At 62.5% G+C, this 26,419-nt stretch carries 27 protein-coding genes; 13 read left to right on the top strand and 14 right to left on the bottom strand.

Annotated elements, in window-relative coordinates:
- Positions 1–103 precede the first annotated feature (103 nt).
- Together amn and V3W39_RS27695 are read left to right on the top strand one after the other, a co-directional pair.
- On the top strand, positions 104–1,603 hold the full coding sequence (amn, locus tag V3W39_RS27700; RefSeq protein WP_177043320.1) for an AMP nucleosidase: 1,500 nt from the start codon (positions 104–106) through the stop codon (positions 1,601–1,603).
- 71 nt (positions 1,604–1,674) lie between these two features.
- The gene (locus V3W39_RS27695; protein ID WP_330213766.1) at positions 1,675–2,316 is read left to right on the top strand and encodes a pseudouridine synthase; all 642 of its coding nucleotides are present in this window, start codon (positions 1,675–1,677) and stop codon (positions 2,314–2,316) included.
- Here the strand turns inward: V3W39_RS27695 and V3W39_RS27690 are convergent.
- Both V3W39_RS27690 and V3W39_RS27685 read right to left on the bottom strand, forming a co-directional pair.
- Positions 2,311–2,520, bottom strand: a complete 210-nt coding sequence (locus V3W39_RS27690; RefSeq protein WP_026077819.1) for a DUF2788 domain-containing protein — start codon at positions 2,518–2,520, stop codon at positions 2,311–2,313. The two genes, V3W39_RS27695 and V3W39_RS27690, sit on opposite strands and share 6 nt — an antisense overlap.
- 187 nt (positions 2,521–2,707) lie before the next feature.
- Positions 2,708–3,187: an Lrp/AsnC family transcriptional regulator gene (locus V3W39_RS27685; protein ID WP_003194418.1), complete on the bottom strand. Its 480-nt coding sequence runs from the start codon at positions 3,185–3,187 to the stop codon at positions 2,708–2,710.
- Between the two features lie 414 nt (positions 3,188–3,601).
- On the opposite strand from V3W39_RS27685, the gene V3W39_RS27680 reads away from it, so the two are divergent.
- On the top strand, positions 3,602–4,726 hold the full coding sequence (locus V3W39_RS27680) for a DUF6515 family protein (RefSeq protein WP_330213765.1): 1,125 nt from the start codon (positions 3,602–3,604) through the stop codon (positions 4,724–4,726).
- Here V3W39_RS27680 and V3W39_RS27675 read toward each other — a convergent pair.
- Both V3W39_RS27675 and V3W39_RS27670 read right to left on the bottom strand, forming a co-directional pair.
- A complete protein-coding gene (locus tag V3W39_RS27675; RefSeq protein WP_177043322.1) occupies positions 4,723–5,616 on the bottom strand; it encodes a cation diffusion facilitator family transporter in 894 nt (297 codons plus the stop codon). The genes V3W39_RS27680 and V3W39_RS27675 overlap by 4 nt on opposite strands.
- A 15-nt stretch (positions 5,617–5,631) precedes the next feature.
- The gene (locus V3W39_RS27670) at positions 5,632–6,051 is read right to left on the bottom strand and encodes a polyribonucleotide nucleotidyltransferase (protein ID WP_177043323.1); all 420 of its coding nucleotides are present in this window, start codon (positions 6,049–6,051) and stop codon (positions 5,632–5,634) included.
- Between the two features lie 250 nt (positions 6,052–6,301).
- On the opposite strand from V3W39_RS27670, the gene hrpB reads away from it, so the two are divergent.
- Positions 6,302–8,809: an ATP-dependent helicase HrpB gene (hrpB, locus tag V3W39_RS27665; RefSeq protein ID WP_330213764.1), complete on the top strand. Its 2,508-nt coding sequence runs from the start codon at positions 6,302–6,304 to the stop codon at positions 8,807–8,809.
- A gap of 138 nt (positions 8,810–8,947) precedes the next feature.
- On the opposite strand, the gene V3W39_RS27660 is transcribed toward hrpB, so the two are convergent.
- Together V3W39_RS27660 and V3W39_RS27655 are read right to left on the bottom strand one after the other, a co-directional pair.
- On the bottom strand, positions 8,948–10,036 hold the full coding sequence (locus V3W39_RS27660) for an endonuclease/exonuclease/phosphatase family protein (protein WP_330213763.1): 1,089 nt from the start codon (positions 10,034–10,036) through the stop codon (positions 8,948–8,950).
- Positions 10,037–10,077: 41 nt separating this feature from the next.
- A complete protein-coding gene (locus V3W39_RS27655) occupies positions 10,078–10,737 on the bottom strand; it encodes a YciC family protein (protein ID WP_003215498.1) in 660 nt (219 codons plus the stop codon).
- A gap of 179 nt (positions 10,738–10,916) precedes the next feature.
- Here V3W39_RS27655 and V3W39_RS27650 point away from each other — a divergent pair, with 179 nt between their 5' ends.
- The 3 genes from V3W39_RS27650 (at position 10,917) to V3W39_RS27640 (ending at position 12,929) form a co-directional block, all read left to right on the top strand.
- Positions 10,917–11,687: a DUF2076 domain-containing protein gene (locus V3W39_RS27650; RefSeq protein ID WP_177043326.1), complete on the top strand. Its 771-nt coding sequence runs from the start codon at positions 10,917–10,919 to the stop codon at positions 11,685–11,687.
- 129 nt (positions 11,688–11,816) lie between these two features.
- Positions 11,817–12,293 carry an NYN domain-containing protein gene (locus V3W39_RS27645; RefSeq protein WP_003215502.1) on the top strand — a complete coding sequence of 159 codons (477 nt, stop codon included), beginning with the start codon at positions 11,817–11,819 and terminating at the stop codon, positions 12,291–12,293.
- Between the two features lie 24 nt (positions 12,294–12,317).
- Positions 12,318–12,929 carry a 3'-5' exonuclease gene (locus tag V3W39_RS27640; RefSeq protein WP_330213762.1) on the top strand — a complete coding sequence of 204 codons (612 nt, stop codon included), beginning with the start codon at positions 12,318–12,320 and terminating at the stop codon, positions 12,927–12,929.
- A gap of 177 nt (positions 12,930–13,106) precedes the next feature.
- On the opposite strand, the gene V3W39_RS27635 is transcribed toward V3W39_RS27640, so the two are convergent.
- Positions 13,107–13,400, bottom strand: a complete 294-nt coding sequence (locus V3W39_RS27635; protein WP_177078010.1) for a DUF6124 family protein — start codon at positions 13,398–13,400, stop codon at positions 13,107–13,109.
- 514 nt (positions 13,401–13,914) lie between these two features.
- Positions 13,915–14,376, bottom strand: coding sequence for an Lrp/AsnC family transcriptional regulator (locus V3W39_RS27630; RefSeq protein ID WP_177043328.1), 462 nt, complete (start codon positions 14,374–14,376; stop codon positions 13,915–13,917).
- 160 nt (positions 14,377–14,536) lie between these two features.
- On the opposite strand from V3W39_RS27630, the gene yedA reads away from it, so the two are divergent.
- A complete protein-coding gene (gene yedA / locus V3W39_RS27625; RefSeq protein ID WP_177113515.1) occupies positions 14,537–15,433 on the top strand; it encodes a drug/metabolite exporter YedA in 897 nt (298 codons plus the stop codon).
- A 48-nt stretch (positions 15,434–15,481) separates the two neighbouring features.
- Positions 15,482–16,813 (top strand): DEAD/DEAH box helicase, encoded by a 1,332-nt coding sequence (locus V3W39_RS27620; protein WP_177043330.1) that lies wholly within the window; start codon positions 15,482–15,484, stop codon positions 16,811–16,813.
- A gap of 104 nt (positions 16,814–16,917) precedes the next feature.
- Here V3W39_RS27620 and V3W39_RS27615 read toward each other — a convergent pair whose 3' ends face one another.
- Positions 16,918–18,153 (bottom strand): TIGR03862 family flavoprotein, encoded by a 1,236-nt coding sequence (locus V3W39_RS27615; protein ID WP_330213761.1) that lies wholly within the window; start codon positions 18,151–18,153, stop codon positions 16,918–16,920.
- Positions 18,154–18,325: 172 nt separating this feature from the next.
- Positions 18,326–19,246, bottom strand: a complete 921-nt coding sequence (locus V3W39_RS27610) for a histone deacetylase family protein (protein WP_177043332.1) — start codon at positions 19,244–19,246, stop codon at positions 18,326–18,328.
- 76 nt (positions 19,247–19,322) lie between these two features.
- Here V3W39_RS27610 and V3W39_RS27605 point away from each other — a divergent pair, with 76 nt between their 5' ends.
- Genes V3W39_RS27605 through V3W39_RS27595 form a run of 3 tightly spaced genes read left to right on the top strand, consistent with a single transcriptional unit; the run spans position 19,323 to position 21,387 of the window.
- On the top strand, positions 19,323–19,892 hold the full coding sequence (locus V3W39_RS27605) for a GNAT family N-acetyltransferase (protein WP_177043333.1): 570 nt from the start codon (positions 19,323–19,325) through the stop codon (positions 19,890–19,892).
- Positions 19,893–19,933: 41 nt separating this feature from the next.
- On the top strand, positions 19,934–20,803 hold the full coding sequence (gene tesB / locus V3W39_RS27600) for an acyl-CoA thioesterase II (protein WP_010174840.1): 870 nt from the start codon (positions 19,934–19,936) through the stop codon (positions 20,801–20,803).
- The gene (locus V3W39_RS27595) at positions 20,800–21,387 is read left to right on the top strand and encodes an HAD family hydrolase (RefSeq protein ID WP_177078006.1); all 588 of its coding nucleotides are present in this window, start codon (positions 20,800–20,802) and stop codon (positions 21,385–21,387) included. Before tesB ends, V3W39_RS27595 begins: the two co-directional genes overlap by 4 nt.
- Positions 21,388–21,550: 163 nt before the next feature.
- Here the strand turns inward: V3W39_RS27595 and V3W39_RS27590 are convergent, their stop codons facing one another.
- From V3W39_RS27590 to V3W39_RS27580, 3 genes are all read right to left on the bottom strand, one after another.
- Positions 21,551–22,528, bottom strand: a complete 978-nt coding sequence (locus V3W39_RS27590; protein ID WP_177078004.1) for an alpha/beta hydrolase — start codon at positions 22,526–22,528, stop codon at positions 21,551–21,553.
- On the bottom strand, positions 22,529–23,419 hold the full coding sequence (gene ypfJ, locus V3W39_RS27585) for a KPN_02809 family neutral zinc metallopeptidase (RefSeq protein ID WP_003215526.1): 891 nt from the start codon (positions 23,417–23,419) through the stop codon (positions 22,529–22,531).
- 115 nt (positions 23,420–23,534) lie between these two features.
- Entirely contained in the window at positions 23,535–23,951 is a 417-nt protein-coding gene (locus tag V3W39_RS27580) for a hypothetical protein (protein WP_177043336.1), read from the bottom strand.
- Between the two features lie 186 nt (positions 23,952–24,137).
- On the opposite strand from V3W39_RS27580, the gene V3W39_RS27575 reads away from it, so the two are divergent.
- On the top strand, positions 24,138–25,016 hold the full coding sequence (locus tag V3W39_RS27575) for a DMT family transporter (protein ID WP_003215531.1): 879 nt from the start codon (positions 24,138–24,140) through the stop codon (positions 25,014–25,016).
- A gap of 5 nt (positions 25,017–25,021) precedes the next feature.
- Here V3W39_RS27575 and V3W39_RS27570 read toward each other — a convergent pair whose 3' ends face one another.
- Positions 25,022–26,356: an MFS transporter gene (locus V3W39_RS27570; protein WP_177043337.1), complete on the bottom strand. Its 1,335-nt coding sequence runs from the start codon at positions 26,354–26,356 to the stop codon at positions 25,022–25,024.
- Between the last annotated feature and the right edge of the window lie 63 nt (positions 26,357–26,419).

The raw sequence follows: 26,419 nt of genomic DNA, 5'->3' as shown, positions 1-26,419 counted from the left end.
AGGCAGACCGCCATCGCAGGCAAGCCAGCTCCCACAGGGAATGCAGGGTTCTTGCAGGCGCATTCCAATTCCGGTGTTCCAGTGCGCCAGGGATACAGGCAAGATGAGGGCCTGCAAGTCAGAACACAGGATGCTTACCGTGACCGAAGCTTTTGTTGTCGTTCAAACCGCCGAAGAAGCCGTGGATCGGCTGGCGGCTCTCCATGAGCGTGCCACTGGCGCGCTCAATCAAGCCCTCAAGCGCTACCTCAAAGACCGCGTCGAACCCGACGCCGAACAACGTGCGATGTTTCGTTACCCGGAACTTCGCCTGACCTACCTGGTGCAGGGTGAAGTCCCACAGACCACCCGGGCATATGCCAAGGTCCAGCTGCCGGGGACCTACAGCGTCACCGTCACCCATCCGTCAGCCTTCCGCAAATACCTGCTGGAGCAACTGGTGCCGTTGATGCACGACTTCACCGTGACGGTGGAAGTGGGCGTCAGCCAGCAGAACATTCCCTACCCGTACGTGGTGGAGCAGGGCGACGAACTTGCCGGCTCCGGTGTGACTGCCGCCACGCTGGCGCGGGTGTTCCCGAGTACCGACCTGTCGGCTGCCACCGATGGCATCGCCGACGGTCTCTACGACTGGGAAAACACCGACCCGCTGCCGTTGGCGCTGTTCGACGCCGCCCGTGTCGACTTCTCCCTGCGCCGCCTGGTGCACTACACCGGCAGCGACTGGCGCCATGTGCAGCCGTGGATTCTGCTGACCAACTACCACCGCTACGTCGACCAGTTCATCGTGCATGGCCTGGAACAGCTGCGCAGTGACCCGCGCTTTATCCGCATGGTGCTGCCGGGCAACGTGGTCATCGACAAGAGCATGGACCACGGCGAAGCGTCTGCCATCGCCGCGGGCGTGGTCTGGCACCGTTACCAGATGCCGGCCTACCACCTGCAGGCCAGCGATGGCCACGGCGTGACCCTGGTGAACATCGGCGTGGGGCCGTCCAACGCCAAGAACATCACCGACCACCTGGCCGTGTTGCGCCCGCATTGCTGGCTGATGATTGGTCACTGTGGCGGCCTGCGCCAATCCCAGACCATCGGCGACTACGTGCTGGCTCACGCCTACATGCGACGCGACGGGATTCTCGACCGCGTCGTACCGCCGAACATCCCGATCCCGGCGCTGGCCGAAGTGCAGATGGCCTTGCAGCAAGCGGCGGCCAACGTCACCGGCGAGAAGGGTGAAGAGCTGAAGAAGCGCCTGCGCACCGGCACCGTGCTGACCTACGACGACCGCAATTGGGAGCTGCGCTGGGCCCAGGAACGTCCGCTGATCAACCTGTCCCGCGCCGTGGCCGTGGACATGGAAAGCGGCACTATCGCCGCCCAGGGCTACCGCCTGCGGGTGCCGTACGGCACGTTGCTGTGTGTGTCGGACAAACCGCTGCACAGCGAGATCAAGCTGCCGGGTTCGGCCAACGCGTTCTATGAGCGTGCGGTCAGCCAGCACTTGAAGATCGGCATCGAGGCGGTGGACCTGTTGCGCACTGAACTCAACTCGCTGCACTCGCGCAAACTGCGCAGCTTCGACGAGCCGCCGTTCCGCTAAACGGTTGGGATGGTTATTTAACGGTCAGGCCACTAGCATTGTCGGTCCTGACCGTTAGATGTTCCTTTGCCATGTCTCGTCCTGCCCGTCCCGTTTCCCGCCGCCCTGGTGTGAAAAGTCCGCAAACCTCGTCAGCCCCGCGTCGTGTCGCCAAGGCGCCACCGGCCGAGCCCAAATTGATCCTGTTCAATAAACCCTTCGATGTGCTGACCCAGTTCAGCGACGAAGGCGGGCGCGCGACCCTCAAGGATTTCATCGACATCCCCGGCATCTACCCGGCCGGGCGGCTGGACCGTGACAGTGAAGGCCTGTTGCTGCTGACCAACGACGGCCAGCTACAGGCGCGCATCGCCGATCCCAAGCACAAGCTGGCGAAAACTTATTGGGTGCAGGTGGAAGGCGAGCCGACCGAGGAACAGCTGCAACGCCTGCGCGACGGTGTGGAACTCAACGACGGCATGACCCTGCCCGCTGAAGCCCGGCAACTGGAAGAGCCGCAACTGTGGCCGCGCAACCCGCCGGTGCGGTTTCGCAAAAGCGTACCGACCCATTGGCTGGAGTTGGTGATTCGTGAGGGGCGTAATCGCCAGGTGCGGCGCATGACGGCGGCGGTGGGCTTGCCGACGTTGCGGCTGGTGCGGGTGCGGATTGGCGACTGGTCGATCGACGGCCTGGACCAGGGCCAGTGGAAGGAAGTGCCGGCGCGCTTATAAGGCGCCGGACTCGATCAGGCCGATCACCACGCTCTTGATGATGAACGCGGCAACGCCCAGGCCCAGCACGAAGAACAGGATCATCGAGCCAAAGCGCCCGGCCTTGGATTTCTTCGCCAGGTCCCAGACGATAAAGCCCATGAAAATGATCAGGATGCTGACCAGGCCGGTCATCATCCATTCTTCAAACACGGCGGGGTCAATCGAGTTCATCGGGTCGTTTCCGGCGGGGGCAGGGTGCTGATTATACGCCAGGGCGGTCGGCGCGACATTGACCTGCGTCGGTCTGTGGGAGCTGGCTTGCCTGCGATTGCATCACCTCGGTGTCTCTGAAAGACCGAGTCGTTTGCATCGCAGGCAAGCCAGCTCCCACATTTGTTCCGCTCCGGCCTTAGGTGCGCAGGTGGGTCAGCGGCAATTCGGTGCTGTTGAGCACCTGGTTCAGCACAAAGCTCGAACGCACGCTGGTGACACCTTCGATGCGGGTCAGGTGGCCCAGCAGCAGTTTCTGATAGTGATCCATGTCTGGCACCACCACCTTCAGTTGGTAGTCGGCGTCCATCCCGGTCACCAGGCTGCATTCCAGCACTTGCGGCAAGGTGCGGATGGCCGCCTCGAAATTCTCGAAACGCTCCGGAGTATGTCGGTCCATGCCGATCAGCACGTAGGCCGTCAGGCTCAGGCCGAGCATCTTGCGGTCGAGCAGTGCGACCTGGCGGGCGATGTAGCCGTCGTCCTCCAATTGCTTGACCCGGCGTGAGCACGGCGAAGGCGACAGGCCGATGCGCTCGGCCAACTCCTGGTTGGAGATCCTCGCGTCGCGCTGCAATTCCGCCAAAATACTCAGGTCGTATCGGTCAAGTTTGCTCATGGGGCTGGCCTTTGTCGTAACTATTGCGGCGAATTATCTATCCAGGGTTAAAAATTGCGCAAGCACTGTTTATTGACGCAATCTTCGCAATCATCTGCCCGAGGCCCAGGCGTAGAGTTATCAACAGAATCACTGCCCGGACATACAGTCCACTGCAGCCCGCCAATAAGGCCGGCTGCGGCCGCCAACCCCACAGGGTTGCCCCGGCCCCCGGGCTGCACACTGTCCACAAGACGGCGTGAGGTGAGCCAACGTCAAAAGCGTTGAGCCAGGACGAAGTTCTCAAGGGGCGACCGACGGGTCGCCCCTTTTTATTGCCTGCGAAAATACTTCTCGTGACTGATAACCTGTCGCAGAACCGGGCCCCGGTTTTCCAGTCTTACGTGTAGGCCCTAATCCGCAGTGAGGAATAGCATGAAGCGCATCTGGCGTTTGGCAGGTGTTGGTTTGCTGATGGTAACCGTTGGTGCGCAAGTGATGGCCGACGAACAGCCACGCTCTGAAGGCGGTGGCCAGCATGAGGAAGGGCGCCCGGGCAACCAGCCGCGGCCGCAGAATAACCAGCCTCGACCGCAAAACAATCAACCGCGTCCTGAGGCTCCTCGCCCGGAGAACAATCAGCCGCGTCCGCAGAATCAGCATTTCGAAAATAATCAGCCACGGCCGCAGAATCAGAATGTCGAGCGCCCGAATGGTGGAGGCCAGTGGCAAGGTCGTCCGCAAGGCAACCAGCAGCCACAGCAACAGCCGCACCCGGTGCCGCAGCCGGCGAATAACCTGCCGATCCAGGGTCGCCCGGACACCGTGCGCCAGACCCAGGAACCGCGCCCCGGCAACTACCAGGACATTCCCCGTCGCAACAACGATGGCAACCAGCATTGGCAAGCCGGCAACGGCGGCCAGGGTGCTCCGGGCCGTCCCGGTTTCAACGGTGGCAACGGCGGTGGCAACAACCATCCCAATGATCACCGCTGGCCAGGCCGCCCCGACGGGCACGGCAATGGTTGGGGCCCTGGCCCGCAATACCGCCCGGGCTACATGGTCGACCGCTTCCCCGATCGCAACTACCGCGTGCCGTATCGCGGCCAGGACTACTTCTTCTCGGGTGGCTACTGGTACCGCCCACAAGGCCCGCGCTACGTCGTCGTAACGCCGCCTTACGGGATTCGTGTGCAATACCTGCCGGATTACGCGCGGGAAGTGTGGGTGGGCAGTGCGCTGTTCTTCCTCGCCGCCGGTGCCTATTACACCTACGAAGAAAGCAGCCAGCAGTACGTAGTGGTGCAGCCGCCACCGGCCGCGCCAGCGCCGCAACCCGTGCCCCAGGGCAATGGTTATGACGTGGTGGCTTACCCGGCCAATGGCCAGTCACCGGCGCAAGTCCAGCAGGACGGCTATGACTGCTATCGCTGGGCGGTGCAGCAAAGTGGTTTTGACCCAAGGACCGTCACCTACGCACCCGACCCGGCGGTGGTGCAAACCTACCGCCAGGCCCAGGGCAACTGCCTGACCAGTCGCGGGTATCAGGTGCAGTACTAGGCCTTCGCGCCCGTGACCACTTCCTGCGGGTCGGCGTGCACCAGCACTTCGGCTCGCGGGTAGGCTTTGTGGATGGCATCGGCGGCCTGGTCGCTGATGCCATGGGCCACTGACAGACTCAACTCCCCCGGCAATTCCAGGTGCAACTGCACAAACCAGTGGCTGCCGGAAATCCGCGTGCGCAAGTCATGGGCACCCAATACCCCGGGCACACTGCACGCCAACTCCAGCATGTGCTGGCTGACATCCGGCGGCAGTTCCTCGTCCATCAGCACCGAGAAGCTCTCCCGGGCGATCTGGATTGCGCTCCACAAGATGTAGGCCGCGATGCCCAGGCCAAACCAGGCGTCCACCTGATGAAAACCGAATGCCGCCAGCACCAGCGCCAGCAGGATGCTGCCGTTGAGCATCATGTCTGAGCGGTAGTGCAGCGAGTCGGCGCGGATGGCGTTGGAGCCGGTTTCGCGGATTACCCGGTGTTGCAGGATGAGCAGCGCCGCCGTCAACGCCAGGGACAGGATGATCACGCCGATACTCAGCCACGGTGCGCCCACAGGTTCCGGATGCTGCAAGCGCTGGAACGCCTGGAACGCGATCAACACTGCACTGCCGGCGATAAAAAGTGCCTGGGCCATGCCCGACAGGGATTCCGCCTTGCCGTGGCCATAACGGTGATCGTCATCGGCCGGGCGCAATGCGTAGTGCACCGCCAGCAAGTTAAGCAACGAGGTGACGCCGTCGAGCAGCGAGTCGGTCAACCCGGCGAGCATGCTCACCGAGCCACTGAGCCACCAGGCGATGGCCTTGGTCACAATCAGCACACAGGCCACGCCGACGGAAGCGCGGGTGGCCAGGCGCAACAGCCGGGCGTGTTCGGGACTGGTGGTCATGGGGCGGGTCAGTCCTTAAGCGGCGGGTTGCAGGCCCAGGGTGGCGAGCTGTTGCACGCTGCCCTTGAACTGAATCATGCGCGGGTCGTCCAGCGGCAGGTTACGCCCGGTTTCTTTCTGGATGATGGTTTGCAGCTTGGCGTTGTCGACCTTGCCGTCGGCGCCGATGGCTTGCTGGAGTTTTTCCGGAGCGACCTGTGCGGTCTTGCCAGGCTCGAAGTAAATCGCGCCGGTGGCGAAGTCGACACCGAAGGCAATCAGGCCCGGGATCACGTAGAACAGCAGGCCGACCGCATCGAGCACGGCAATCGCCGGGTCGATCTTGCCGTCGATCTGGCCACGGCGGTCGGGGTAGAAAATCGAGCCGCAGGCCGTCAACTGGCTCAGCAGGGTGACGGCCAGAACACCGCCGATGATACGGGAAGCAACACGCATGGGACTCTCCTTGAACATAATGAAAGTGACTATAAGCCAGTCTACAAGGCGACGATGATCAAATGTGGGAGCTGGCTTGCCTGCGATGGCGGTGGTTCAGTGTCTGGTGTATTGGCTGACACACCGCTATCGCAGGCAAGCCAGCTCCCACCTTTGACCGCATTCCCATCAGGACAGGGCAGTGTCGTTGAGACCACCACCGACACCCGGCAGTTCGCCGTTATACTCGCCGCTCTGCTTTGGAGCCAGTATGAATTCGTTGCCAATCGATGATGTTTTACCCGCCCTGCGTGACGCCTTGGCGACGCGCCATGAAGCCGTGCTCGAAGCACCGCCCGGCGCCGGTAAAACCACGCGGGTGCCGCTGGCGCTGTTGAATGAACCCTGGCTGGCCGGGCAGACCATCCTGATGCTCGAACCCCGGCGCCTGGCCGCCCGCGCTGCTGCCGAGCGCCTGGCCAGCGAGCTGGGGGAAAAGGTCGGTGAAACCGTCGGCTACCGCATTCGGCTGGACAGTAAAGTCGGCCCCAACACCCGTATCGAAGTGGTCACCGAAGGCATCCTCACCCGTCGCCTGCAGGATGACCCGGCGCTGGACGGCGTGGGTTTGCTGATCTTCGACGAATTCCACGAGCGCAGCCTGGACGCCGACCTGGCGCTGGCCCTGAGCCTGAATGGCCGGGACCTGTTTCGCGACGAGCAGCCGCTGAAAATCTTGCTGATGTCCGCCACCCTGGAAGGCGAACGCCTGGCCGGGTTGCTGGACGATGCGCCGATCCTGCGCAGTGAAGGGCGCATGTACCCGGTGCAGATGCGCTGGGGCCGGCCGTTCCAGCCTGGGGAGTTTATCGAGCCACGGCTGGTGCAGACCATCCTTGAAGCCCTGCACGATGAGACCGGCAGTGTGTTGGTTTTCCTGCCGGGCCAGGCGGAGATTCGTCGGGTCCATCAGCAGTTGGCTGACGCACTCGGTGGTAACACCGATGTGTTGCTGTGCCCGTTGCATGGCGAGCTGGACCTGGCCGCCCAACGCGCCGCCATCGACCCGGCGCCCGCCGGCAAGCGCAAGGTGGTGCTGGCTACCAACATTGCCGAGACCAGCCTGACTATCAACGGCGTGCGCGTGGTGATCGATGCCGGGCTGGCGCGGGTCCCGCGTTTCGACCCGGGCAGCGGCATGACCCGCCTCGACACCCAGCGCATCTCCCGCGCCAGCGCCACCCAGCGTGCCGGCCGGGCAGGGCGCCTGGAGCCGGGGGTGTGTTACCGGTTGTGGTCCGAGGACCAGCATGAAGGGCTGGCGGCGTACTCCAGCGCGGAAATTCTCTCGGCGGATCTTTCCGGTCTGGCTCTGCAACTGGGCCGCTGGGGCGTGGCGCCCACGCAGTTGGTGTGGCTCGACGTACCGCCCACCGCTGCTTATGCACAAGCGCAGGATTTGCTTGAGCGCCTCGGCGCGTTAAGCGATGCCAAGCTGACCGCCCATGGCCAGAAAATGGCCGGGTTACCGGCGCATCCACGTATCGCTCACCTGTTGTTGCGCGGCCAGGATCTGGGTCTGGCAAACATGGCCTGTGACGTGGCAGCACTGTTGGGGGAGCGCGATATTCTGCGTGGTGCCGGCGCGGACTTGCACAGCCGTCTGGCCTTGCTGTCCGGCGAAGAAAAGGCCCGTGGCACTCAAGGTGGCGTGCAGCGCGCCCGGCAACTGGCCCGGCAATACCGTGGCTATTTAAGAGGCAAGGCCGAGCAGCCAGTGGCTGATCCCGATCACCCGCGCTGGCTTGGTGCCTTGCTGGCGCTGGCCTATCCCGATCGAGTAGCGCAACAACGCCGTGCGGGCGGCGCCGAATACCGCCTGGCCAACGGCCGCGCCGCGCTGTTCGCCGAAGCCGACAGCCTGATGAAACAGCCCTGGCTGGTGATCGCCGACTTGGGCAGCCGCCAGGGCCAGCGCGAAGAACGGATTTACCTCGCGGCGGATTTTGACCCGGTGCTGTTCGACTCGGTGCTGGCCGAGCAGGTGCGCAATGTCGACCAACTCGATTGGGACGAGCGCGAAGGCGTGCTGCGCGCCGAACGCCAGCGCAAGGTCGGCGAACTGGTGCTCAGCCGCGAGCCGCTGACCGGCCTCGACGAGTCTGCCCGCAGCCAGGCGCTGGTCAACCTGGTAAGGCGCAAAGGCCTGGAGCTATTGCCCTGGACCCCGGAGCTGCGCCAATGGCAAGCGCGTGTGAAGCTGCTGCGTGATCTGGATACCGGCAAGGCCAGTGAATGGCCGGACGTCAGCGACAGCGCCTTGCTCGCCAGCCTGGAACACTGGTTGATGCCGTACCTGGGCAAGGTGTCGCGCCTGAGCCATTTCGCCAATCTGGATATTGCAAGCTTCCTGCATAACCTGCTGCCGTGGCCGTTGCCTGCGCGGTTGGACGAGTTGGCGCCGCACCATCTGAAGGTGCCGTCGGGTTCATCGGTGCGTCTGGACTACAGCGAGCAGCCGCCGATTCTGGCGGTGCGCCTGCAGGAATTGTTCGGGTTGGCGGACACGCCGCGCATTGCCGGCGGGCGGCAGGTGGTCAAGCTGCACCTGCTGTCACCGGCCAGGCGCCCGGTGCAGGTAACCCAGGACCTGGCGAACTTCTGGCGCAGTACGTACGCCGAGGTGAAGAAGGATTTGAAGGGGCGGTATCCCAAACATTACTGGCCGGATGATCCCTTGATTGCTGAACCGACTGCCCGGATCAAACCGAGAAAGTAAGCGCGCCGAAGATCAAATGTGGGAGCTGGCTTGCCTGCGATGGCATCACCTCGGTTTGTCTGATAGACCGAGGTGCCTGCATCGCGGGCAAGCCCGGCTCCCACACAAGCCAGCTCCCACACTGTTTTGCAGTGTGGCTTACTGCGCAGCCGGCAACAGGAACCGCGCAACCACCGGCAAATGAGTCGAGATGCGCACCGTATCGCTTTGCCGCACCTTGGCCTCGACCTTCTTGATCCGCGAACTGTGGAACAGATAGTCCAGCGTACGATCCGGCCCTTCCACCGTCGGATCATTCGGGAAATACGTCAGCCACTGGTCCCGGTCAATCCCGCTGGATTGGCTGTTGCTCGGGACCATCGGGTACTTTTCCCACAACAGATGCAGCTCACTGTCCGGTGAATATTGCCCGCGCTTGCCGGCGTCCAGGCGCAAGAACTGCCCCAGCGGCAACAGGTTGAAATCCCCGCCCATCAGCCATGGCGTGCCGCGGCTTTCGAACTTATCCACCAGCTTGACCGTCGCCTGCACCTGTTCCTGCACCGCGTTGTGCCCGGGGGCCGTGCCGTCCAGGCGGGTATTGAGCACGGCCAACTGGCCGCCATCGCTCAACGGCAGGTAGGTCAGCAATAACGCCGGCTTGGGCTGGAATTGACGGCTGATCAGGTTGGCCCGTGCCACCGGCAATTGCAGGCGCTCGGCGTGTTCGATCTGGTAGCGGCTCATGGTCACCAGCTTGCGGCCGACGCTGCCGAAAATGTGCAGGTCGGGCACGAAGTCGGCTTTCCAGTCGAACGCCTGGGCGCTGCACGGGTAGAGGTCGGCCAGGCGCTCCTGGAGCAAGGCCAGTTGGTCCTGGTAGCTGGAGGGCTTGGCGCCTTCGTCAACTTCTTGCAGCAACAGGATGTCGGGCTGCTCGTCGCGGATCACCCGTGCCACTTCGTCGAGGCTGGCGGCCATGTCTTCAACGGTAGGGCGGTCGTCCGGGCCGCTGCCGTCCGGGGTGTCGTACCAGAACACGTAGTTCTTGCCCGCCAGGTACTGCACGTTCCAGGTCATCACCTTGAGCGCCTGGCCCGGCAACAGGGTCGGCGCGCGTGGCGCGACGCAGCGGATGGGCAGGGTTTCCTTGTCGGCAGGGCGCCAGGTCAGGCTGTAGATCAAGCCGGTCAGCAGGGCCGCGAGGATCAGCAGGCCCAGCAAGGTAATGCGCAGTAATCGGGTCATCGGCTCGGCTTATGGCGTTGCAGGACAAGGCCCGGAGCATATCACCGCGCGTCGGCGTCGCCACCAATCAACATGAACAGGCGGAACAACACCACGCTGGTGAACAGTTGCAGGAAGCTTTGTGCGCTGTCGATCAGCAGCCCCAGCAGCGGGTTCGGGTCCGGGTAAACCGCCACGCTGGCGCCCTTGAGCAGCCACAGCGGGGTCATCACACACAGCAGGCACACCAGGATGCGCCAGAAATGCCCACGGGTCAGGCGCAGGCTTTCCTTCATGGCCGACAGCGCCGACATGCCGCGCAGCACCAGCAGGTATTCGGCGAAGGCCAGCACCACCATCAGCCACAGGCCCGGCAGGAAATACAGCGACAAGCCCAGCAGAATCAGCAGCGTACTGATCGCCGTCAGCAAGGCAAAGCGTGGCCACAGGGTCAGGGCCATCGCCAGCACATCCAGGGTGCGCGGCGATTCGCCCCGGGTGCGGGCGTCGAGGAACAGGATCAGTGCGCCGGTGTACAGCGGATACACCAGCAACCCGATGACCACGCTGTAGCCGGGAAATGCATCAGGGCCGAGGGTGTGATCGAGCACCTGTTGCAGCAGGGCTTCGAGGATGACCAATGGCAGGCACAACTGCACGATGGCGCCCAGGTTGCGCTTGAAAAAGAAGAAGGAGTCGCGCAGCACGTCTAACGGATTCATCAGGGTCTTCACAGGCCAAAAAGCAAGGGCGTTACTTTAACCGATCATGACCAGATGCAAGCAAACGTAAACCTTGCGTAAAGACCATTGAAACAATCAGTAACAGCCCCATAACTAGTCTGTACCTTGCACATCGTGCGCAAGGCAAAGATTTCTACCGGCAATCTAACGAGGTCGCCATGAACAGCGAAGAGCAAACCCTGATCGATGGACTGTTTTCACGGTTGCAGCAAGCCGAAACGGACTCAGCCCCCCGCGACGCCCAGGCCGAAGCGCGGATCAAGGAACACGTCACTCGCCAACCGGCCGCTGCGTACTACATGACCCAGTCGATCCTGGTGCAAGAACATGCGATCAAAAGCCTTGATGCGCAGAACAAGCAGCAGGCCCAACAGATCCAGGAATTGCAGGACCAACTGCAACAGGCCAGGTCTCAGGCGGCGCAGCCTGCACCGAGCAGCGGCGGTTTCCTGTCGAGCATCTTTGGCGGCGGCTCCCGCGACCCGCAGCCGGCCCAGAGCGCACCGGCGTCGTCGGGCGGTGGCTGGCGTGAGCCGGCGCGTCCGTCGTTTGGCGGGCAACCTGCACCGCAGCAGAACTACGGTGCCCCGCAGCAGAATTACCAGCAGCCACAACAGGCACCTGCTGCACCGATTGGCAGCGGCTTCCTCGGCGGCGCGCTGAAAACCGCAGCTGGCGTGGCCGGTGGTGTGATGCTGGCAGAAGGCATCAGCAGCTTGTTCAGCCACAACTCGCAACAACCTCAAGTGGTTGAAGAAATCATCCGCGAAGAGCCGGCGCCTGCCAGCGACAACGGCAACTGGGGCAACGACGACCAGAAATATGCCGGTAACGACAGCTGGGGTAGCGACAACTCCTCCGACAGCTTCGCCGACAACGACTATTCCGACGACTCCTCCTCCTTTGGCGACGACGATTCCTTCGTCTGACCCACACTCAACCGGGGCGCTTCGTCGCCCCGGGCTGATTTTTCTCGGAAACTTCCGTGTGGCTGGCATACTGGCAACCTTTCCGGGCCTTTGAGTCCGGGGTCCATGCGCGTGTCATGAGGATTTGCGGTGAAAAAGATAGCCGTGTTCGCCGATGTACAAAACCTCTACTACACCGTGCGCCAGGCGTACGGCTGTCACTTCAACTACGCCGCCCTGTGGGCTGACATCAGCCAGCGCGGGCAGATTGTCGAGGCGTACGCCTATGCCATCGACCGTGGCGACAGCAAGCAGCAGCAGTTCCAGCAGATCCTGCGCAACCTGGGGTTTACCGTGAAGCTCAAGCCCTACATCCAGCGCAGCGACGGCTCGGCCAAGGGCGACTGGGACGTGGGCATCACCATCGACATCATGGACGCCGCCGCCCATGTCGACGAAGTGGTGCTGGCCTCCGGCGACGGTGATTTCGACATGCTGCTGGACCGCATCATCAGCAAGCACGGCGTCGAAGCCGTGGCCTACGGCGTGCCGGGGCTGACGGCCAACTCATTGATACGCGCCGCCAGCCGCTACGTGCCGATCGAAGGCGCGTTGCTGCTTAAATAGATTTTTGACGGAGTTGGAACAGGTTTGGAACGTATAGCGGTCATCGACTTTGAAACCACCGGCATCCAGCCGAGCAGCAGCTGCCGGGCCACGGAAATCGCCGTGGTCATCCTGGAGCAGGGCCAGATCGTGGACCGCTACCAGAGCCTGATGAATGCAGGCGTGCGCGTGCCGGGGTTTATCGAGCAACTGACCGGCATCAGCAACGCCATGCTGCGTACGGCACCGTCGGCGGAGCGGGTGATGAACGAGGTGAACGAGTTTGTCGGCATCACGCCTTTGTTGGCCCACAACGCCGCGTTTGACCAGAAGTTCTGGGATTTCGAGCTGGGGTTGATCCGGCGTACGCGTTTGCAGAAGTTTGCCTGTTCGTTGTTGCTGGCGCGGCGCTTGATGCCGGCGGCGCCGAATCACAAGCTGGGCACACTGACCTCATTTGCCCAACTGCCCCACACCGGCAAGGCTCACCGGGCGATGGCGGATGCGGAGATGGCGGCGAACCTCACCGCGCACCTGGCCGAGGAACTGCGCCGCACCCACGGGCTGCGGGAATTGTCCCACGAACTGCTGTGCAGCTTGCAGAAGGTTCCGGCGGCGAAGATCAATGATCACCTGAAGAAGCATCGCGGGTTCTGATTCCGGTACTGCTCCCAAGTGATGACGCGCTTCTGTGGCGAGGGAGCTTGCTCCCGCTGGGCTGCGCAGCAGCCCCAACACCTGCAGTCGGCGTTACATCAGATACACCGCTGTGCATGCTTTGGGAGCGCTTCGCACTCCAGCGGGAGCAAGCTCCCTCGCCACAGAAGTCGCAATTTATCGAGGCTGTAGGCAGTCCAGCGACCGATCCACCACCACCTTCGCCATCTCCACCAAATGCATCACCGCCCGCTGCTGCCCGTTCATGGGCTCGCCGGGTATCTGTGCGGTTGCTACTGCGCAATGCAGCAAGTCGGCCGCTCGTGCCAGGGCATCTTCGAAGCTCATGTTGTCGTTGAGCACGAAGGGCGCGCCGTCCGGGGCGGAGGCTTTGAGGTAGTAATCGATGGCGCGGCGGGTGAGGGGGCTGTCGCTGCGAAACTCTGGTGGATCGGGGGTGACTTTGACCATGGTTTAGCTACTCCGTAAGGTAAGAAGCTGCACCTGTTCGCTTGCACGCGAATGAAGGTGGCAGCAGTACGCGGGTGTGCAAGACCGGGACGGAATAAGCCCGGCAGATCCGAAGATCTCCCGCGCACAGCTGCCATAAGGCATTTACGCATTTCCCGTTGGTCGGACTTGCACGTCCGGTCACCGATTGTTCGATGACCGAGCGAGACTAGCTACCTGGTCCGGCCGAAACAAGGCCGTGGGATTTTCTAGGAAAGGTCCTGCAAATGAAAGGGATCAGTCTTGCTGGCCCTTAAAAAGTAGGTGTATGAGGAAGGAAATGGAAAGTAACCTCACGCGAATTTAGATCAGCGAAAAAGTCATTCAACTTTTTGTTGATATCGTCGACTTGATTGTTCAGCATCAGTGAGTCGACTTACGCCATCGCAGGCAAGCCAGCTCCTACAGTTGGTCGCGTGTATTTCGGGCAACTAGGTCAACTGTGGGAGCCGGGCTTGCCCGCGATGGCGATAGATCACCCACCATTCTTCCCATTCCCCTCCAACTGCCCCAACGGCACCCGCCGCTCTATCGCGCTCGACAAGATGATCGAGGTCTTGCTGAACCCGAACTTCGCCACCCGATTGATCAAACTCTCCAGCTCCGGCATCGAGCCCACCGCCGCCTGCATGATCACGCACGGATCCCCGGTCACCCGATGGCATTCAGTCAGTTCAGGAATCTCCGACAGCGCGTCGTACACCTTCTGGCTCCCATGATTGGTCAGCCGCAACTCAATCACGCACTGAATCGGCAACCCCACCTTGGACAGGTCGACCTTGGCCTGATACCCGGTAATCACCCCGCTGGCTTCCAGCTTCGCCACCCGTTCGGCCACGGCGGGCGCCGAGAGGTTTACCGTGCGCGCCAATTGCGCGTAGGACGCGCGGCCGTCTTCCAGCAGGGCGCTGAGAAGCATGCGGTCGTATTTGTCCATGATAAGGCTCCGGGAATGCGTGGCTTTCGAAAGCACGGTTTATAGCCTTGATAACCGTGTTTTGAAAAGTGTACTGGCGCTTTAAACAGGTTTTGTAACTTATGTTTACAGTCGGGGATTTCTAAAATAACGCTCCCTTGTCCTGCCGCAGAGCTGCCCAATGCCTGGCCCACGTCGCTTTCCCTTACCGTTGATCGCTGCCTTTTTTGCGTTGTACGTGATCTGGGGGTCTACCTACCTGGTGATTCGCATTGGCGTGGAGTACTGGCCGCCGCTGTTGCTGGCGGGGATTCGCTTCATGACGGCAGGCGCGCTGATGTATGCCTTCCTGCGCTGGCGCGGGGCCCCGGCGCCGACCTGGGTGCAGTGGAAGGCCGCCGCCAAGATCGGCATTTTGCTGCTGACCTTCGGCAACGGCGCGGTCAGTGTGGCCGAGCACACGGGCGTGGCTTCCGGCGTGGCCGCGTTGGCGGTGGCGACCGTGCCGCTGTTCACCCTGCTCTGCGGATATTTCTGGGGCGCGCGTAATACCCGTCTGGAATGGGCCGGGGTGGTGCTGGGAATTATCGGCATCGCCATGCTGAATATGGGTTCCAACCTGCAATCGAGCCCCACCGGTGCGGCCTTGCTGATTTTTGCCGCAGCGGCCTGGGCCTTTGGTTCGGTATGGAGCAAGCATTTGCCACTGCCCCAAGGCGCCATGGCCAGCGCGGCGGAGATGCTGATTGCCGGCGCGGTGCTGCTGGTGCTCAGTGCCGTCAGCGGTGAACACCTGCAAGCCATGCCGCCGCTGGAAGGCTGGCTGGCCCTGGCGTACTTGACCGTGTTCGGTTCGATCATCGCCTTCAACGCCTATATGTACCTGCTCAAGCACGTGCGCCCGGCGGCGGCCACCAGTTATGCCTATGTCAACCCGGCGGTGGCGGTGTTGCTCGGGATTGTGTTTGTCGGCGAGACCATCGGCACGGAAGAAGCCCTGGCGATGTTGGTGATTATCAGCGCGGTGCTGCTGATCAGCCTGCCACAGTGGCGAAAGCCGAAACCGGAAATAAGGTAAACTGCCGCGCATTGCGACCTTGCGCTGAACTTTTCCTACGGTATTTCCATGACTTTCGCCACACTTGGCCTGATCGAACCCTTGCTGCGCGCCCTTGAGACGCTTGGCTACCAGACCCCGACGCCGGTGCAGGCGCAAGCTATTCCGGCGGTGCTGGCCGGTCGCGACCTGATGGCCGCAGCCCAGACCGGCACCGGCAAGACCGCCGGTTTCGCCGTGCCGCTGCTGCAACTGCTGACCATGGAAGGGCCGAAAGTCGCCGCCAACTCGGTACGCGCGCTGATCCTGTGTCCGACCCGCGAGCTGGCCGAGCAGGTTCACGCCAGCGTCGCCGAGTACGCACAAAACCTGCCGTTGACCACTTATGCTGTGTACGGCGGCGTGAGCATCAACCCGCAGATGATGAAGCTGCGCAAAGGCGTCGATGTGTTGGTGGCCACGCCTGGCCGCCTGATCGACCTGTTCCGCCAGAACGCGCTGAAACTCAACCAGCTGCAAACCCTGGTGCTGGACGAAGCCGACCGCATGCTCGACCTGGGCTTCTCCGAAGAACTGGCGAACATCTACCGCATGCTGCCGAAAAAGCGCCAGACCCTGCTGTTCTCCGCGACCTTCTCCGACGAGATCCGCCAGTTGGCCGGGCAGATGCTGATTGACCCGCTGACCGTCGAAGTCAGCCCGCGCAACGTCGCCGCCAACACCGTCAAGCAATGGGTGGTGCCGGTGGACAAGAAGCGCAAGGCCGAGCTGTTTGTGCACCTGATGCGCAAGGGCCGCTGGAAGCAGGTGCTGGTGTTTGCCAAGACCCGTAACGGTGTGGACGCGCTGGTGGAAAAACTCCAGGGCCTGGGCATCAATGCCGACGGGATCCACGGCGACAAGCCACAAGCCACACGCCAGCGGGCGCTGGATCGCTTCAAGAGCAGCGACGTGCAGATTCTGGTAGCCACCGACGTGGCGGCCCGTGGCCTGGATATCGAAGACTTGCCGCTGGTGGTCAACTTTGACCTGCCTATCGTGGCCGAGGATTACATCCACCGCATCGGCCGTACCGGGCGTGCGGGCAACACCGGCGAGGCGATCTCCCTGGTGTGTGCCGACGAAGTGAACATGCTGTCGGCCATCGAGATGCTGACCCGTCAGACGTTGACCCGCAAGATGGAGCAGGACTTCGAGCCTGAGCATCGCGTGCCGGATACCGATGCCAGCGGGCAGGTGGTGAAGAAGCCGAAAAAGCCGAAGAAACCCAAGGCGTCTGGTGGCGGCAAGCGCAACCTGGGCAAGTGGGTGGAAAGTGGTGAAGTGTCGGTAGCGGAGCCGTCGATCAAGCCGGTGCGCAAGGTGCCTGCGTTTAATACGGGTCCGCGTAAGAAGAAGTAACTTGCGTTGACTGGCCGGGCCTCATCGCGGGCAAGCCCGGCTCCCACATTTGAATGTGTTCACAAGTCAAAATGTGGGAGCTGGCTTGCCTGCGATGGCGTAATTCAAGGCGCCGCCAACCACTCCAGAATTCCGCGCCCGGCCACTCGCCCGCTGGCAAAACACCCCGTCAGCAAATACCCGCCGGTAGGTGCCTCCCAATCCAGCATCTCGCCTGCGCAAAACACCCCCGGCAATTGCTTGAGCATCAAGCGTTCATCCAACACCTCAAACGGCACACCGCCCGCCGTACTGATGGCTTCATCCATCGGCCGGGTTTTCACCAGCGTCAGCGGCAGCGCCTTGATATCCACCGCCAACTGCGCCGGATCACTGAAGTGCTCAGCCAGCGTCAGCTCCCGCAGCAGCGCCGCCTTCACCCCATCCAACCCCAACTGACTGTGCAAATGCTTGCTCATCGAGCGTGACCCGCGTGGTTTGCTCAGCGCCGCAATCACCTTGTCCAGCGGCTTGCTTGGCAGCAGGTCGATATGCACCGTGGCCGTTCCATCCCGGTTGATTGCCTCACGAATCGGCGCCGACAACGCGTAGATCAAGCTGCCTTCGATCCCCGTGGCGGTGACCACGCATTCACCCAGCCGAGGTTTATCGTCCGCCAACCCGATGGCGACGTTCTTCAACGGCGCCCCGGCGAATTTGCTGACCATCAATTCGCTCCAGGCCGACACTTCGAAGCCACAGTTGCTCGGTTGCAGGGCCACGTAAGGCACGCCTTGGTCTTCCAGCAATTTCAGCCACGCCCCATCCGAACCCAACCGCGACCAGCTGCCGCCGCCCAGCGCCAGCAGCACCGCATCACCGCGCACGCTGTTGTCGCCCTCGGGGCTGTGGATAAGCAGGCTGCCGTCGGCATTCCAGCCCAGCCAGCGATGGCGGGTGTGGATAACTACGCCCTGGTCCCGCAGGCGTTTGAGCCAGGCCCGCAGCAGCGGGGCGGCTTTCATGTCGGTCGGAAACACCCGCCCGGAACTGCCGATAAAGGTTTCAATCCCCAGCCCGTGTATCCATTCGCACAACGCTTCGGCACCGAACTGACGCAGCAACGGCGCCATAAACGGTGCCCGCTCGGCGTAGCGCGACAGGAATGCCGGGTAAGCTTCGGAATGGGTGATGTTCATGCCGCCCACGCCCGCCAGCAGGAACTTGCGGCCCACCGACGGCATGCCGTCGTACAGGTCGACGCGCACGCCGGCCTGGCTCAACACTTCGGCGGCCATCAACCCGGCCGGGCCGCCGCCGATGATGATGACGTGTTGAGGTGGGGTTTGAGTCTGGGACATGGGGATAACTGCGGTTCGGCAAAGGAGGCCGAGCATTCTACCCGAGGATGCCGTTGCTGCCTGATCAAAAAACGTACAGCTTCCTACAGGCCACGCGGCTTATGGCTTACAGTGGCTTTCACTCAGGTTATCCACAGGCAGTTCCACAGCGATTGTGGGTAACGTGCATAACTCAATGACAACCTGATGACGTCCAGACCCGTTGCGCACTGTGGTGCAAGATCCCGTGGCGACGGGCGAGGGCCGGGCGGTCCTTGCTGTAGCCGCCGCCGATCACGCCCACCACCGGAATATCGCGGCCCAGGCAGTGGCGCATCACGCTTTCATCGCGGGCGGCGACGCCTGCGTCTGTCAGCTTCAGGTAGCCGAGGGCGTCGTCCTTGTGCACATCCACGCCGGCGTCGTACAGCACCAGGTCGGGCTGATACAGCGGCAGCAGGTAGTTGAGGGCATCGTCCACCACCTTGAGGTAATCCGCGTCGCCCATGCCCATGGGCAGCGGGATGTCCCAGTCGCTTTCGGCCTTGCGGGCGGGGAAGTTCTTTTCGCAGTGCAGGGACACGGTGATCGCGTCCGGCGTGTCGTGCAGGATGCGCGCGGTGCCGTCGCCCTGGTGCACGTCGCAGTCGAAGATCAGCACGCGGTTGACCCGCCCGCTGGCCAGCAGGTAATGGCTGATCACCGCCAGGTCATTGAAGATGCAGAAGCCGGCCGGGTAATCGTAGTGGGCGTGATGGGTGCCGCCGGCCAGGTGGCAGGCCAGGCCGTGTTCCAGCGCCTGTTCGGCCGCCAGCAACGAGCCGCCTACCGCGCGCACGGTGCGCCGGGCCAGGGCTTCGCTCCACGGCAGGCCCAGGCGCCGTTGGTCTTCGCGGGACAACTCGCCGCTCATGTAGCGTTCGATATACCCAGGTTCATGGGCCAGGGCCAGAATCTCGGCTGGGCAGAGTTCCGGGCGCAGCAACTGGCTGTCCCGGGTCAGGCCGCTCTCCACCAAATGGTCACGCAACAGGCGGAATTTATCCATGGGGAAGCGGTGGTCCGCCGGGAACTCGGGGCTGTAGTCGTCGTGGTAGATCAGTGGCAAAGGCATGGCGATTTCTGACGGGAACCAGCGACGGATCTTAACAGCGCGTTACACTCACGCACATGGCAAGGGAGGGGGATCAATGGAGCCGATACTGGAATTGGAGAGCGCACGCCTGGTGCTGCGCCAATGGAGCGATGCCGACTTGCCGGAGTTTGCGCGCATGTGCGCCGACCCGCAGGTGATGCGCTATTTCCCGGCCACCTTGAGTCGCCTGGAAAGCGCCGCGCTGATCGGGCGCATTCGTGGCCATTTCGCCGAGTACGGTTTTGGCCTGTGGGCCTTGCAGCGCAAGGACAGCGGCGAATTCATCGGCCTCACCGGGCTGTTGAATGTGAACTTCGAGGCCCCGTTCACCCCAGCGGTGGAAATCGGCTGGCGCCTGGCCAAGGAACACTGGGGCCTGGGCTACGCCAGTGAAGCCGCCTGGACGGCCCTGCGCTGCGGTTTCGACCGGCTGAAGCTGGATGAGATCGTCTCGTTTACCACTGAAGCCAATCTGCCATCACAAAAAGTCATGCAGGCCATCGGTATGCATTACGATCCCCTGGCAGATTTTGAGCACCCCAAGGTCGCAGCGGATGACCCGGTGCGGCATCATGTGTTGTATCGCATCACCCGCGCCCAATGGTTGGACACGCTGCACGGATAAGCAGCCCGGAATGCCCAATAGATTGTTGTAGGAGATGCTCTATGAGCCAAGTGTTGGAAGATCTGGTGGACCTGCTGACCCTGGAGCCGATCGAGGAAAACCTCTTTCGCGGCCGCAGCCAGGACCTGGGTTTTCGCCAGCTGTTCGGCGGCCAGGTATTGGGCCAGTCGCTGTCGGCGGCCAGCCAGACCGTTGAAGAAACCCGCCACGTGCATTCGCTGCACGGTTACTTCCTGCGCCCGGGTGATGCGGCGTTGCCGGTGGTGTATTCGGTGGACCGGGTGCGCGATGGCGGCAGTTTCAGCACGCGCCGGGTGACGGCGATCCAGAAGGGCAATCCGATTTTCACCTGCAGCGCCTCGTTCCAGTACGACGAGGAAGGCTTCGAGCACCAGACCACCATGCCCGTGGTGGTCGGCCCGGAAAACCTGCCGTCGGAGCTGGAACTGACCCAGCAGCGTGCGCACCTTATCCCTGAGCACATGCGCGAAAAGCTGCTGTGCCCCAAGCCGATCGAAGTACGCCCGGTCACCGAGAAAGACCCGTACAACCCGCAGCCGTCCGACCCGGTCAAGTACGTGTGGTTTCGCGCCGATGGCGCCCTGGCCGACTCGCCGGCGCTGCACAAATACCTGCTGGCCTACGCCTCGGACTTCGGCCTGCTGACCACCTCGCTGCTGCCCCATGGCAAGACGGTCTGGCAGAAAGACATGCAGGTCGCCAGCCTCGACCACGCGCTGTGGTTCCACGCCGACCTGCGTGCCGATGACTGGTTGCTCTACGCCATGGACAGCCCGTGGGCCGGCAACTCCCGTGGGTTCTCCCGGGGCAGCGTGTACAACCGCGCCGGGCAACTGGTGGCGTCGGTGACTCAGGAAGGCCTGATTCGTCATCGCAAGGACTGGGCATGAGCCTGGGCGATGTGAAGCACTGGGTGTTCGACATGGACGGCACCCTGACGGTGGCCGTGCATGACTTTGCGGCGATTCGCGTGGCGCTGGATATTCCGGCGACCGACGACATTCTGACCCACCTGGCGGCGTTGCCTGCCGATGAAGCCGCGGCCAAGCACGCGTGGTTGCTTGCGCATGAGCGTGAGTTGGCGCTGGGTTCGGTGGCGGCTGTCGGTGCGGTGGAGTTGGTGCGGGAATTGGCCGGGCGGGGTTATCGCCTGGGCATCCTGACGCGCAATGCGCGGGAGCTGGCCCATGTGACGTTGCAGGCGATCGGTCTGGCGGACTGCTTTGCGGTCGAGGATGTGTTGGGGCGTGATGATGCGCCGCCAAAGCCTGATCCGGGTGGGCTGCTGAAGCTGGCTGAGGCTTGGGACGTGGCGCCGCAAGCGATGGTGATGGTCGGTGATTACCGGTTTGATCTGGATTGCGGGCGGGCGGCGGGCACGAAGACGGTGCTGGTCAATCTGCCGGAAAACCCGTGGCCGGAGCTGGCGGATTGGCATGCCGAGGATTGCGCGGTGTTGCGCCGGATGATTTAGCACCGGCAATGAAGATCAACTGTGGGAGCCGGCTTGTGTGGGAGCCGGGCTTGCCCGCGATGCAGGCACCTCGGTCTTTCAGCTAGACCGAGGTGATGCTATCGCAGGCAAGCCAGCTCCCACACAAGCCAGCTCCCACATTTGGATCCGGTTTCTTCAGGGGTTATTGAAACAACACCTTCTGCCCTTCAGGCGACGTAAACATCTTGTCCCCGTTATGCCCAACCCCCGGCACTTCAACCAGCTTGTGGCCCAACTGCGGGTGCCGCTGCTTGAGGTAGTCAAAATAGTTGTGCCCGCGAATCAGGCGATAGGCACCCTGGGTTTCAGCCCCGCAGCTCTTGTCCAGCGCCGGGTGATTCGGGTCGGTGTCCTGCTGGCCCAGCAGGTAGGTGACGTTGCGCGACACATACGCCTGCTCAAGCTGCTCGGCACTTTGCCCCTTGGCGTAGGCCGGCAGGTTTTGCATGCCGTACTTCCAGTCGTTGAAACCCGGGCAACTGGCCACATCGAACTTCACCGGACGCTGCGGGCTGAAGTACGCGTAGGACGACGGGTTCGCCACCACATAGCGCAAGCTGATGCCTTCGGTTTGCAGCAGCGGGTGATCATGCCCGGTCAGGGCAAAACGCTGCACCACCTGGCCGCCGCCGGAATGGCCGGCCACCACGATTTCCTTCAGGTTCGGGAACAGCTTACGGTTGCCCAGGTGCTTGATGATCTGGTCCAGCGCGCCGTAGGAGCTGATCTGGCCCGGGCCGGTGGACGGCTCGCCGGCCATCCAGTCGTTGCTGTTCCAGCGCAGGGTCTGGCTGTCGATCTGGTTGCGCTTGAGGTCGGTCTGGTTGAGGAACTGCGGCGCAATCACCAGGGTGTTGGCATTTTGTCCGGCGGCTTCGGCGGCTTTTTCGCCGCTGTCCAGGTAGGTCATCGCGTTGCGCAAACGGCCATGCACGATGATCAGCGCTCGGGTGACTTGCGGCAGTGGCTGGCGCCAGTCCTGGCTCAAGCCGACGCTCAGGTCGCCGGCATCCAGGTGGAAACGATCGGGGCTGACTTCCTTGACGCCATGCTCGGCGGCCCAGGTGGGGGTGGAACAGGTGATCAACAAACCTAACAGCAGACCCAGTCGTTTATTCATTTAAAGGCTCTTGGCGGTAAAGGTGTCGCATTGAGTGATCTGGCCCTGGGCGAAGCCGGTCTTGAACCAGCGAACCCGCTGTGCCGAGGTGCCGTGGGTAAACGAGTCAGGCACCACGCGGCCCTGGCCCTGTTGCTGCAAGCGGTCATCGCCAATGGCGTTGGCCGCGTTCAGTGCTTCTTCAATGTCGCCGGGCTCCAGCCAGTTCAGGCGTTTTTGCGCGCGGTTGGCCCACACCCCGGCGAAGCAGTCGGCTTGCAGCTCCTGGCGCACCAGCAGGCCGCCGTCGCCCTGCATCTGCCGGCCTTGCTGGCGGGCTGCCTGAATTTTCGCCGAGATGCCCAGCAGCGTCTGAACGTGGTGTCCGACTTCATGCGCGATCACGTAGGCCTGGGCGAAATCACCGGCGGCCTTGAAGCGCTGGGACATTTCCCGGAAGAAATCCAGGTCCAGGTACACCTGCTGGTCGGCCGGGCAATAGAACGGCCCGCTGGCGGACGTGGCGCCACCGCACGCGGAGTTCACCCGGCCACGGAACAGAATCAATTTGGGGTTCTTGTAGGTCAGGCCGTTTTCCTGGAACACCTGGGCCCAGGTGTCTTCGGTGTCACCGAGCACGGCGCGCACGAAGTCGGCCTGTTCATCATTGGCCGGTGGTGCCTGGCGGGTTTGCGGGCTGACGGAGGGCGCTTGCTCGGTAAGCTGGCCGCTGAGTTGCCCAAGGATCTGCATCGGGTCCTGGCCGGTCAGCCAGCCGATGCCGACGATCAGCACGATGGCCGTCAGGCTCAGGCCCTTGCCGCCACCAAAGCGCATGCCACCGCCACCGCCGCCACTGTCATCGCGGGCGTCCACCACGTTGTCGCTGCGTCGGCCTTTTTTCCATAGCATGTGGCAATCCTCTTGTTGAACCTGCAGCTCAGTGTTGTTGGTGTGTAGGGTTGGCGCCAGTCCGGCTGTCTGACGATGCTAAACGCTGTGTCGTCCGGCCTGTATGAAGCTTGTGTCAGTCGCGGCAATAACCTTCGCCGGTGTCGACGATCAGGCAGTCCTTCTTGTCGGCCAGCCATTTGAGGCCCGTGGCTTCGCCGTCACCGGCGCTCAGGATCTGTGGGCCGTCCGGGCGTTCAAATGTGATGCCGTCTTCAGACGCCTGGCCCTTGAAGGTGCCGGAATCATCGTCATCCAGGCCGTATTTCATGGTCAGCACATAGTGGCCGCGGCCGATGCTGTCGTCCTTGGCGATGGTCAGGTTGAGGCCTTCGACGCCAATCCACTTGCCGACCCATTTGTCGGTGGGCAGTACTTCCGGTACCAGCGTCGCTTGCACCGACGGCGGGGCAGGCGCTTTGGCCGTCTCGGCTTGTTTATCGCAGGCGCTGAGCAGCGCCAGGGTCGAAAGCATCAACAGGGTTTTTTTCATGGTGAGAAGGCCTTGGTTAAAAAACGCGCAATGGGCGGGTGGGCGTGGAGCGTTGGACTGGAAAACCGCAATTTAGTGCGCTGTTCGAACAGTGTTTGGTTATGCTCTTGAGCGAGGCGCGTCACACGTTCTAGATTATGCCGCGGTATGCGGCGGTCATTTCAGCCTGCCACACAAGAGAATGCAATGACCCTCAGCACCCCACTTTCCGGCGTCAACCACCCACTCAAAGGCATTTTGCTGATTGTGGTGGCGACCTTTCTGTTTTCCAGCCACGACGCGCTGTCCAAATACCTGGCCGGGTTTTACCCGATCGTGATGGTGGTGTGGGCCCGTTACCTGGTGCACACGCTGTTGATGGCCGGGATTTTCCTGCCGCAGTCAGGCTTGCGGGTGCTGCGCAGCAAGCGGCCGCTGCTGCAAGTGGCACGGGCCTTGTGCCTGCTGGGCACCAGCCTGTTCTTCACGGCGGCGCTGCACTTTATCCCGTTGGCCGAGGCCACGGCGGTCAACTTTCTTGCGCCGATCCTGGTCACCGCGTTGTCGGTGCCGCTGCTGGGCGAACACGTGACCCGCGGCCAATGGCTGGCGGTGATTTGCGGGTTTATCGGGGTGCTGATCATCGTGCATCCGGGCGGCGAACTGTTCACCCCGGCGGTGTTGCTGCCGCTGACGTCGGCGCTGTTCTTCTGCTTCTACCAACTGCTCACCCGCATCCTCAGCAAGTACGACACACCCACCACCAGCAACTTCTTCGCCGGGCTGTGCAACACCTTGGTGATGAGTGCACTGGTGCCGTTCTTCTGGCAGGTGCCGAGCCTGTGGCACGGGGTGTTGATGCTGGCGCTGGGCACCTGCGGGATGACCGCGCACTTGATGCTGACCCAGGCCTTCCGCTTCGCAGCGCCAGCACTGCTGGCGCCGTTCGGCTATTGCCAGATCGTGTTTGCGGGGTTGTTGGGCTGGCTGGTGTTCAACCACACCCCGGACCTGACCACGGTGGTTGGCATCGGGGTGATATGCCTGAGCGGGTTGGCCGCTGCCTGGCAGCAGCGGCGCAGGTAGGAAACTCAGGCCTCGACGGTCGGAATCTTGCGGGGGGCCATGAAGTACATCCAGATCAGCGCGATGAAGTACATCGCCGGAATCAGGGTGAAAAGCACGGTGTAGTTGTTGTTGGTCACGGTCAGGATATGGCCGACGATCTGGGTCATGAACATCCCGCCGATGGCCGCGCACATGCCGCCAAAGCCAAACACCGTACTCATCATGTGCTTGGGCGTGTAGTCCATCACCAGGCTCCAGATGTTGGCGGTCCAGGCCTGGTGCGCGCCAATGGCCAGGGAGATGGCAAACACCGCGACCCACAGCTGGCTGGAACCGGCCGCCATGATTACCCCGACGATGCAGCAGGCGAACAGCAGCATCGACAACAGCCGCGCCTTGATCGGATTCATCCCACGGCCGATCAGGAACGAAGACAGAATCCCGCCGCCAATGCTGCCGAAGTCCGCCGTCAGGTAAATGATGATCAGCGGGATGCCCATCTGGGTCACGTTGATGCCCAGGTTGTATTGCTGGTTCAGGAACGGCGGCAGCCAGTACAGGTAGAACCAGAACACCGGCGCGGTCATCGAGTAGGCGAGGGCGAAGGCCCAGGTGCCGCGCATGCGCAGGATGCGGCTGAACGGCACGCGGGGTTGTTCCGGCTCGACTTCCTGCTGCACGTAGTCCAGTTCCGATTGCTTCACGCTCGGATGGTCTTCGGGGTTGTAGTACTTCAAACCCCAGAACACCAGCCAGATGGCGCCCAGTGCCGACATGCACAGGAACGCGGCCTGCCAGCCCCACACATGGAGAATCAACGGCAGCAGCATCGGCGTCATCATTGCGCCGACGTTGGTGCCGGCGTTGAAGATCCCGGTGGCCACCGCACGCTCGCCGGCCGGGAACCACAGGCGGGTGGTCTTGACGCAGGCCGGGTAGTTGGCGGCTTCGGTGAGCCCGAGGATAAACCGGCACACCATAAAGCCCACCGCCGAGGTGGCCAGGCCGTGGGCGCCGGTGGCCAGGCTCCACAGCAGCACCGCGCAGAAGAACACGCGCTTGACGCCGACCCGGTCGATCAACCGGCCCTGCAGCACAAAGCCGATGGCGTAACCCACCTGGAACCAGAAGTTGATGTTGGCGTAGTCCATCGCCGTCCAGCTCATTTCCTTGGCCAGGATCGGTTGCATCACGCCGAGGGCGGCGCGGTCGATGTAGTTCAGAGTAGTGGCGAAAAACACCAGGGCCAGCATGCCCCAGCGGGTTTTACCGACAGCCATGGCGCCACGGATTTTGTCGCCGATGCCGCTATGGGGATTGCTGTGGCGCACGGCCGCAGCGGGAGTTTGCGAAGGCATGAGGAAGTACCCGTTTTTTTGAAATTTTTATGGTGTGTTCAGGGTCTTGGTTAACCGAGGCCG

The organism is Pseudomonas sp. Z18(2022) (genome assembly GCF_036346535.1).
Lineage (GTDB): Bacteria > Pseudomonadota > Gammaproteobacteria > Pseudomonadales > Pseudomonadaceae > Aquipseudomonas > Aquipseudomonas yamanorum_A.
Note: the sequence above shows the minus strand (reverse complement) of the source record. Positions and strands in the feature narration are given on the sequence as shown.

Bases quoted from the DNA above. Each gene is read 5' to 3' on its own strand.
- amn (WP_177043320.1), top strand. From the start codon at position 104: ATGAGGGCCTGCAAGTCAGAACACAGGATGCTTACCGTGACCGAAGCT.
- V3W39_RS27695 (WP_330213766.1), top strand. From the start codon at position 1,675: ATGTCTCGTCCTGCCCGTCCCGTTTCCCGCCGCCCTGGTGTGAAAAGT.
- V3W39_RS27685 (WP_003194418.1), bottom strand. From the start codon at position 3,187: ATGAGCAAACTTGACCGATACGACCTGAGTATTTTGGCGGAATTGCAG.
- V3W39_RS27680 (WP_330213765.1), top strand. From the start codon at position 3,602: ATGAAGCGCATCTGGCGTTTGGCAGGTGTTGGTTTGCTGATGGTAACC.
- V3W39_RS27675 (WP_177043322.1), bottom strand. From the start codon at position 5,616: ATGACCACCAGTCCCGAACACGCCCGGCTGTTGCGCCTGGCCACCCGC.
- V3W39_RS27670 (WP_177043323.1), bottom strand. From the start codon at position 6,051: ATGCGTGTTGCTTCCCGTATCATCGGCGGTGTTCTGGCCGTCACCCTG.
- hrpB (WP_330213764.1), top strand. From the start codon at position 6,302: ATGAATTCGTTGCCAATCGATGATGTTTTACCCGCCCTGCGTGACGCC.
- V3W39_RS27660 (WP_330213763.1), bottom strand. From the start codon at position 10,036: ATGACCCGATTACTGCGCATTACCTTGCTGGGCCTGCTGATCCTCGCG.
- V3W39_RS27655 (WP_003215498.1), bottom strand. From the start codon at position 10,737: ATGAATCCGTTAGACGTGCTGCGCGACTCCTTCTTCTTTTTCAAGCGC.
- V3W39_RS27650 (WP_177043326.1), top strand. From the start codon at position 10,917: ATGAACAGCGAAGAGCAAACCCTGATCGATGGACTGTTTTCACGGTTG.
- V3W39_RS27635 (WP_177078010.1), bottom strand. From the start codon at position 13,400: ATGGTCAAAGTCACCCCCGATCCACCAGAGTTTCGCAGCGACAGCCCC.
- V3W39_RS27630 (WP_177043328.1), bottom strand. From the start codon at position 14,376: ATGGACAAATACGACCGCATGCTTCTCAGCGCCCTGCTGGAAGACGGC.
- yedA (WP_177113515.1), top strand. From the start codon at position 14,537: ATGCCTGGCCCACGTCGCTTTCCCTTACCGTTGATCGCTGCCTTTTTT.
- V3W39_RS27620 (WP_177043330.1), top strand. From the start codon at position 15,482: ATGACTTTCGCCACACTTGGCCTGATCGAACCCTTGCTGCGCGCCCTT.
- V3W39_RS27615 (WP_330213761.1), bottom strand. From the start codon at position 18,153: ATGTCCCAGACTCAAACCCCACCTCAACACGTCATCATCATCGGCGGC.
- V3W39_RS27610 (WP_177043332.1), bottom strand. From the start codon at position 19,246: ATGCCTTTGCCACTGATCTACCACGACGACTACAGCCCCGAGTTCCCG.
- V3W39_RS27605 (WP_177043333.1), top strand. From the start codon at position 19,323: ATGGAGCCGATACTGGAATTGGAGAGCGCACGCCTGGTGCTGCGCCAA.
- tesB (WP_010174840.1), top strand. From the start codon at position 19,934: ATGAGCCAAGTGTTGGAAGATCTGGTGGACCTGCTGACCCTGGAGCCG.
- V3W39_RS27595 (WP_177078006.1), top strand. From the start codon at position 20,800: ATGAGCCTGGGCGATGTGAAGCACTGGGTGTTCGACATGGACGGCACC.
- V3W39_RS27590 (WP_177078004.1), bottom strand. From the start codon at position 22,528: ATGAATAAACGACTGGGTCTGCTGTTAGGTTTGTTGATCACCTGTTCC.
- ypfJ (WP_003215526.1), bottom strand. From the start codon at position 23,419: ATGCTATGGAAAAAAGGCCGACGCAGCGACAACGTGGTGGACGCCCGC.
- V3W39_RS27580 (WP_177043336.1), bottom strand. From the start codon at position 23,951: ATGAAAAAAACCCTGTTGATGCTTTCGACCCTGGCGCTGCTCAGCGCC.
- V3W39_RS27575 (WP_003215531.1), top strand. From the start codon at position 24,138: ATGACCCTCAGCACCCCACTTTCCGGCGTCAACCACCCACTCAAAGGC.
- V3W39_RS27570 (WP_177043337.1), bottom strand. From the start codon at position 26,356: ATGCCTTCGCAAACTCCCGCTGCGGCCGTGCGCCACAGCAATCCCCAT.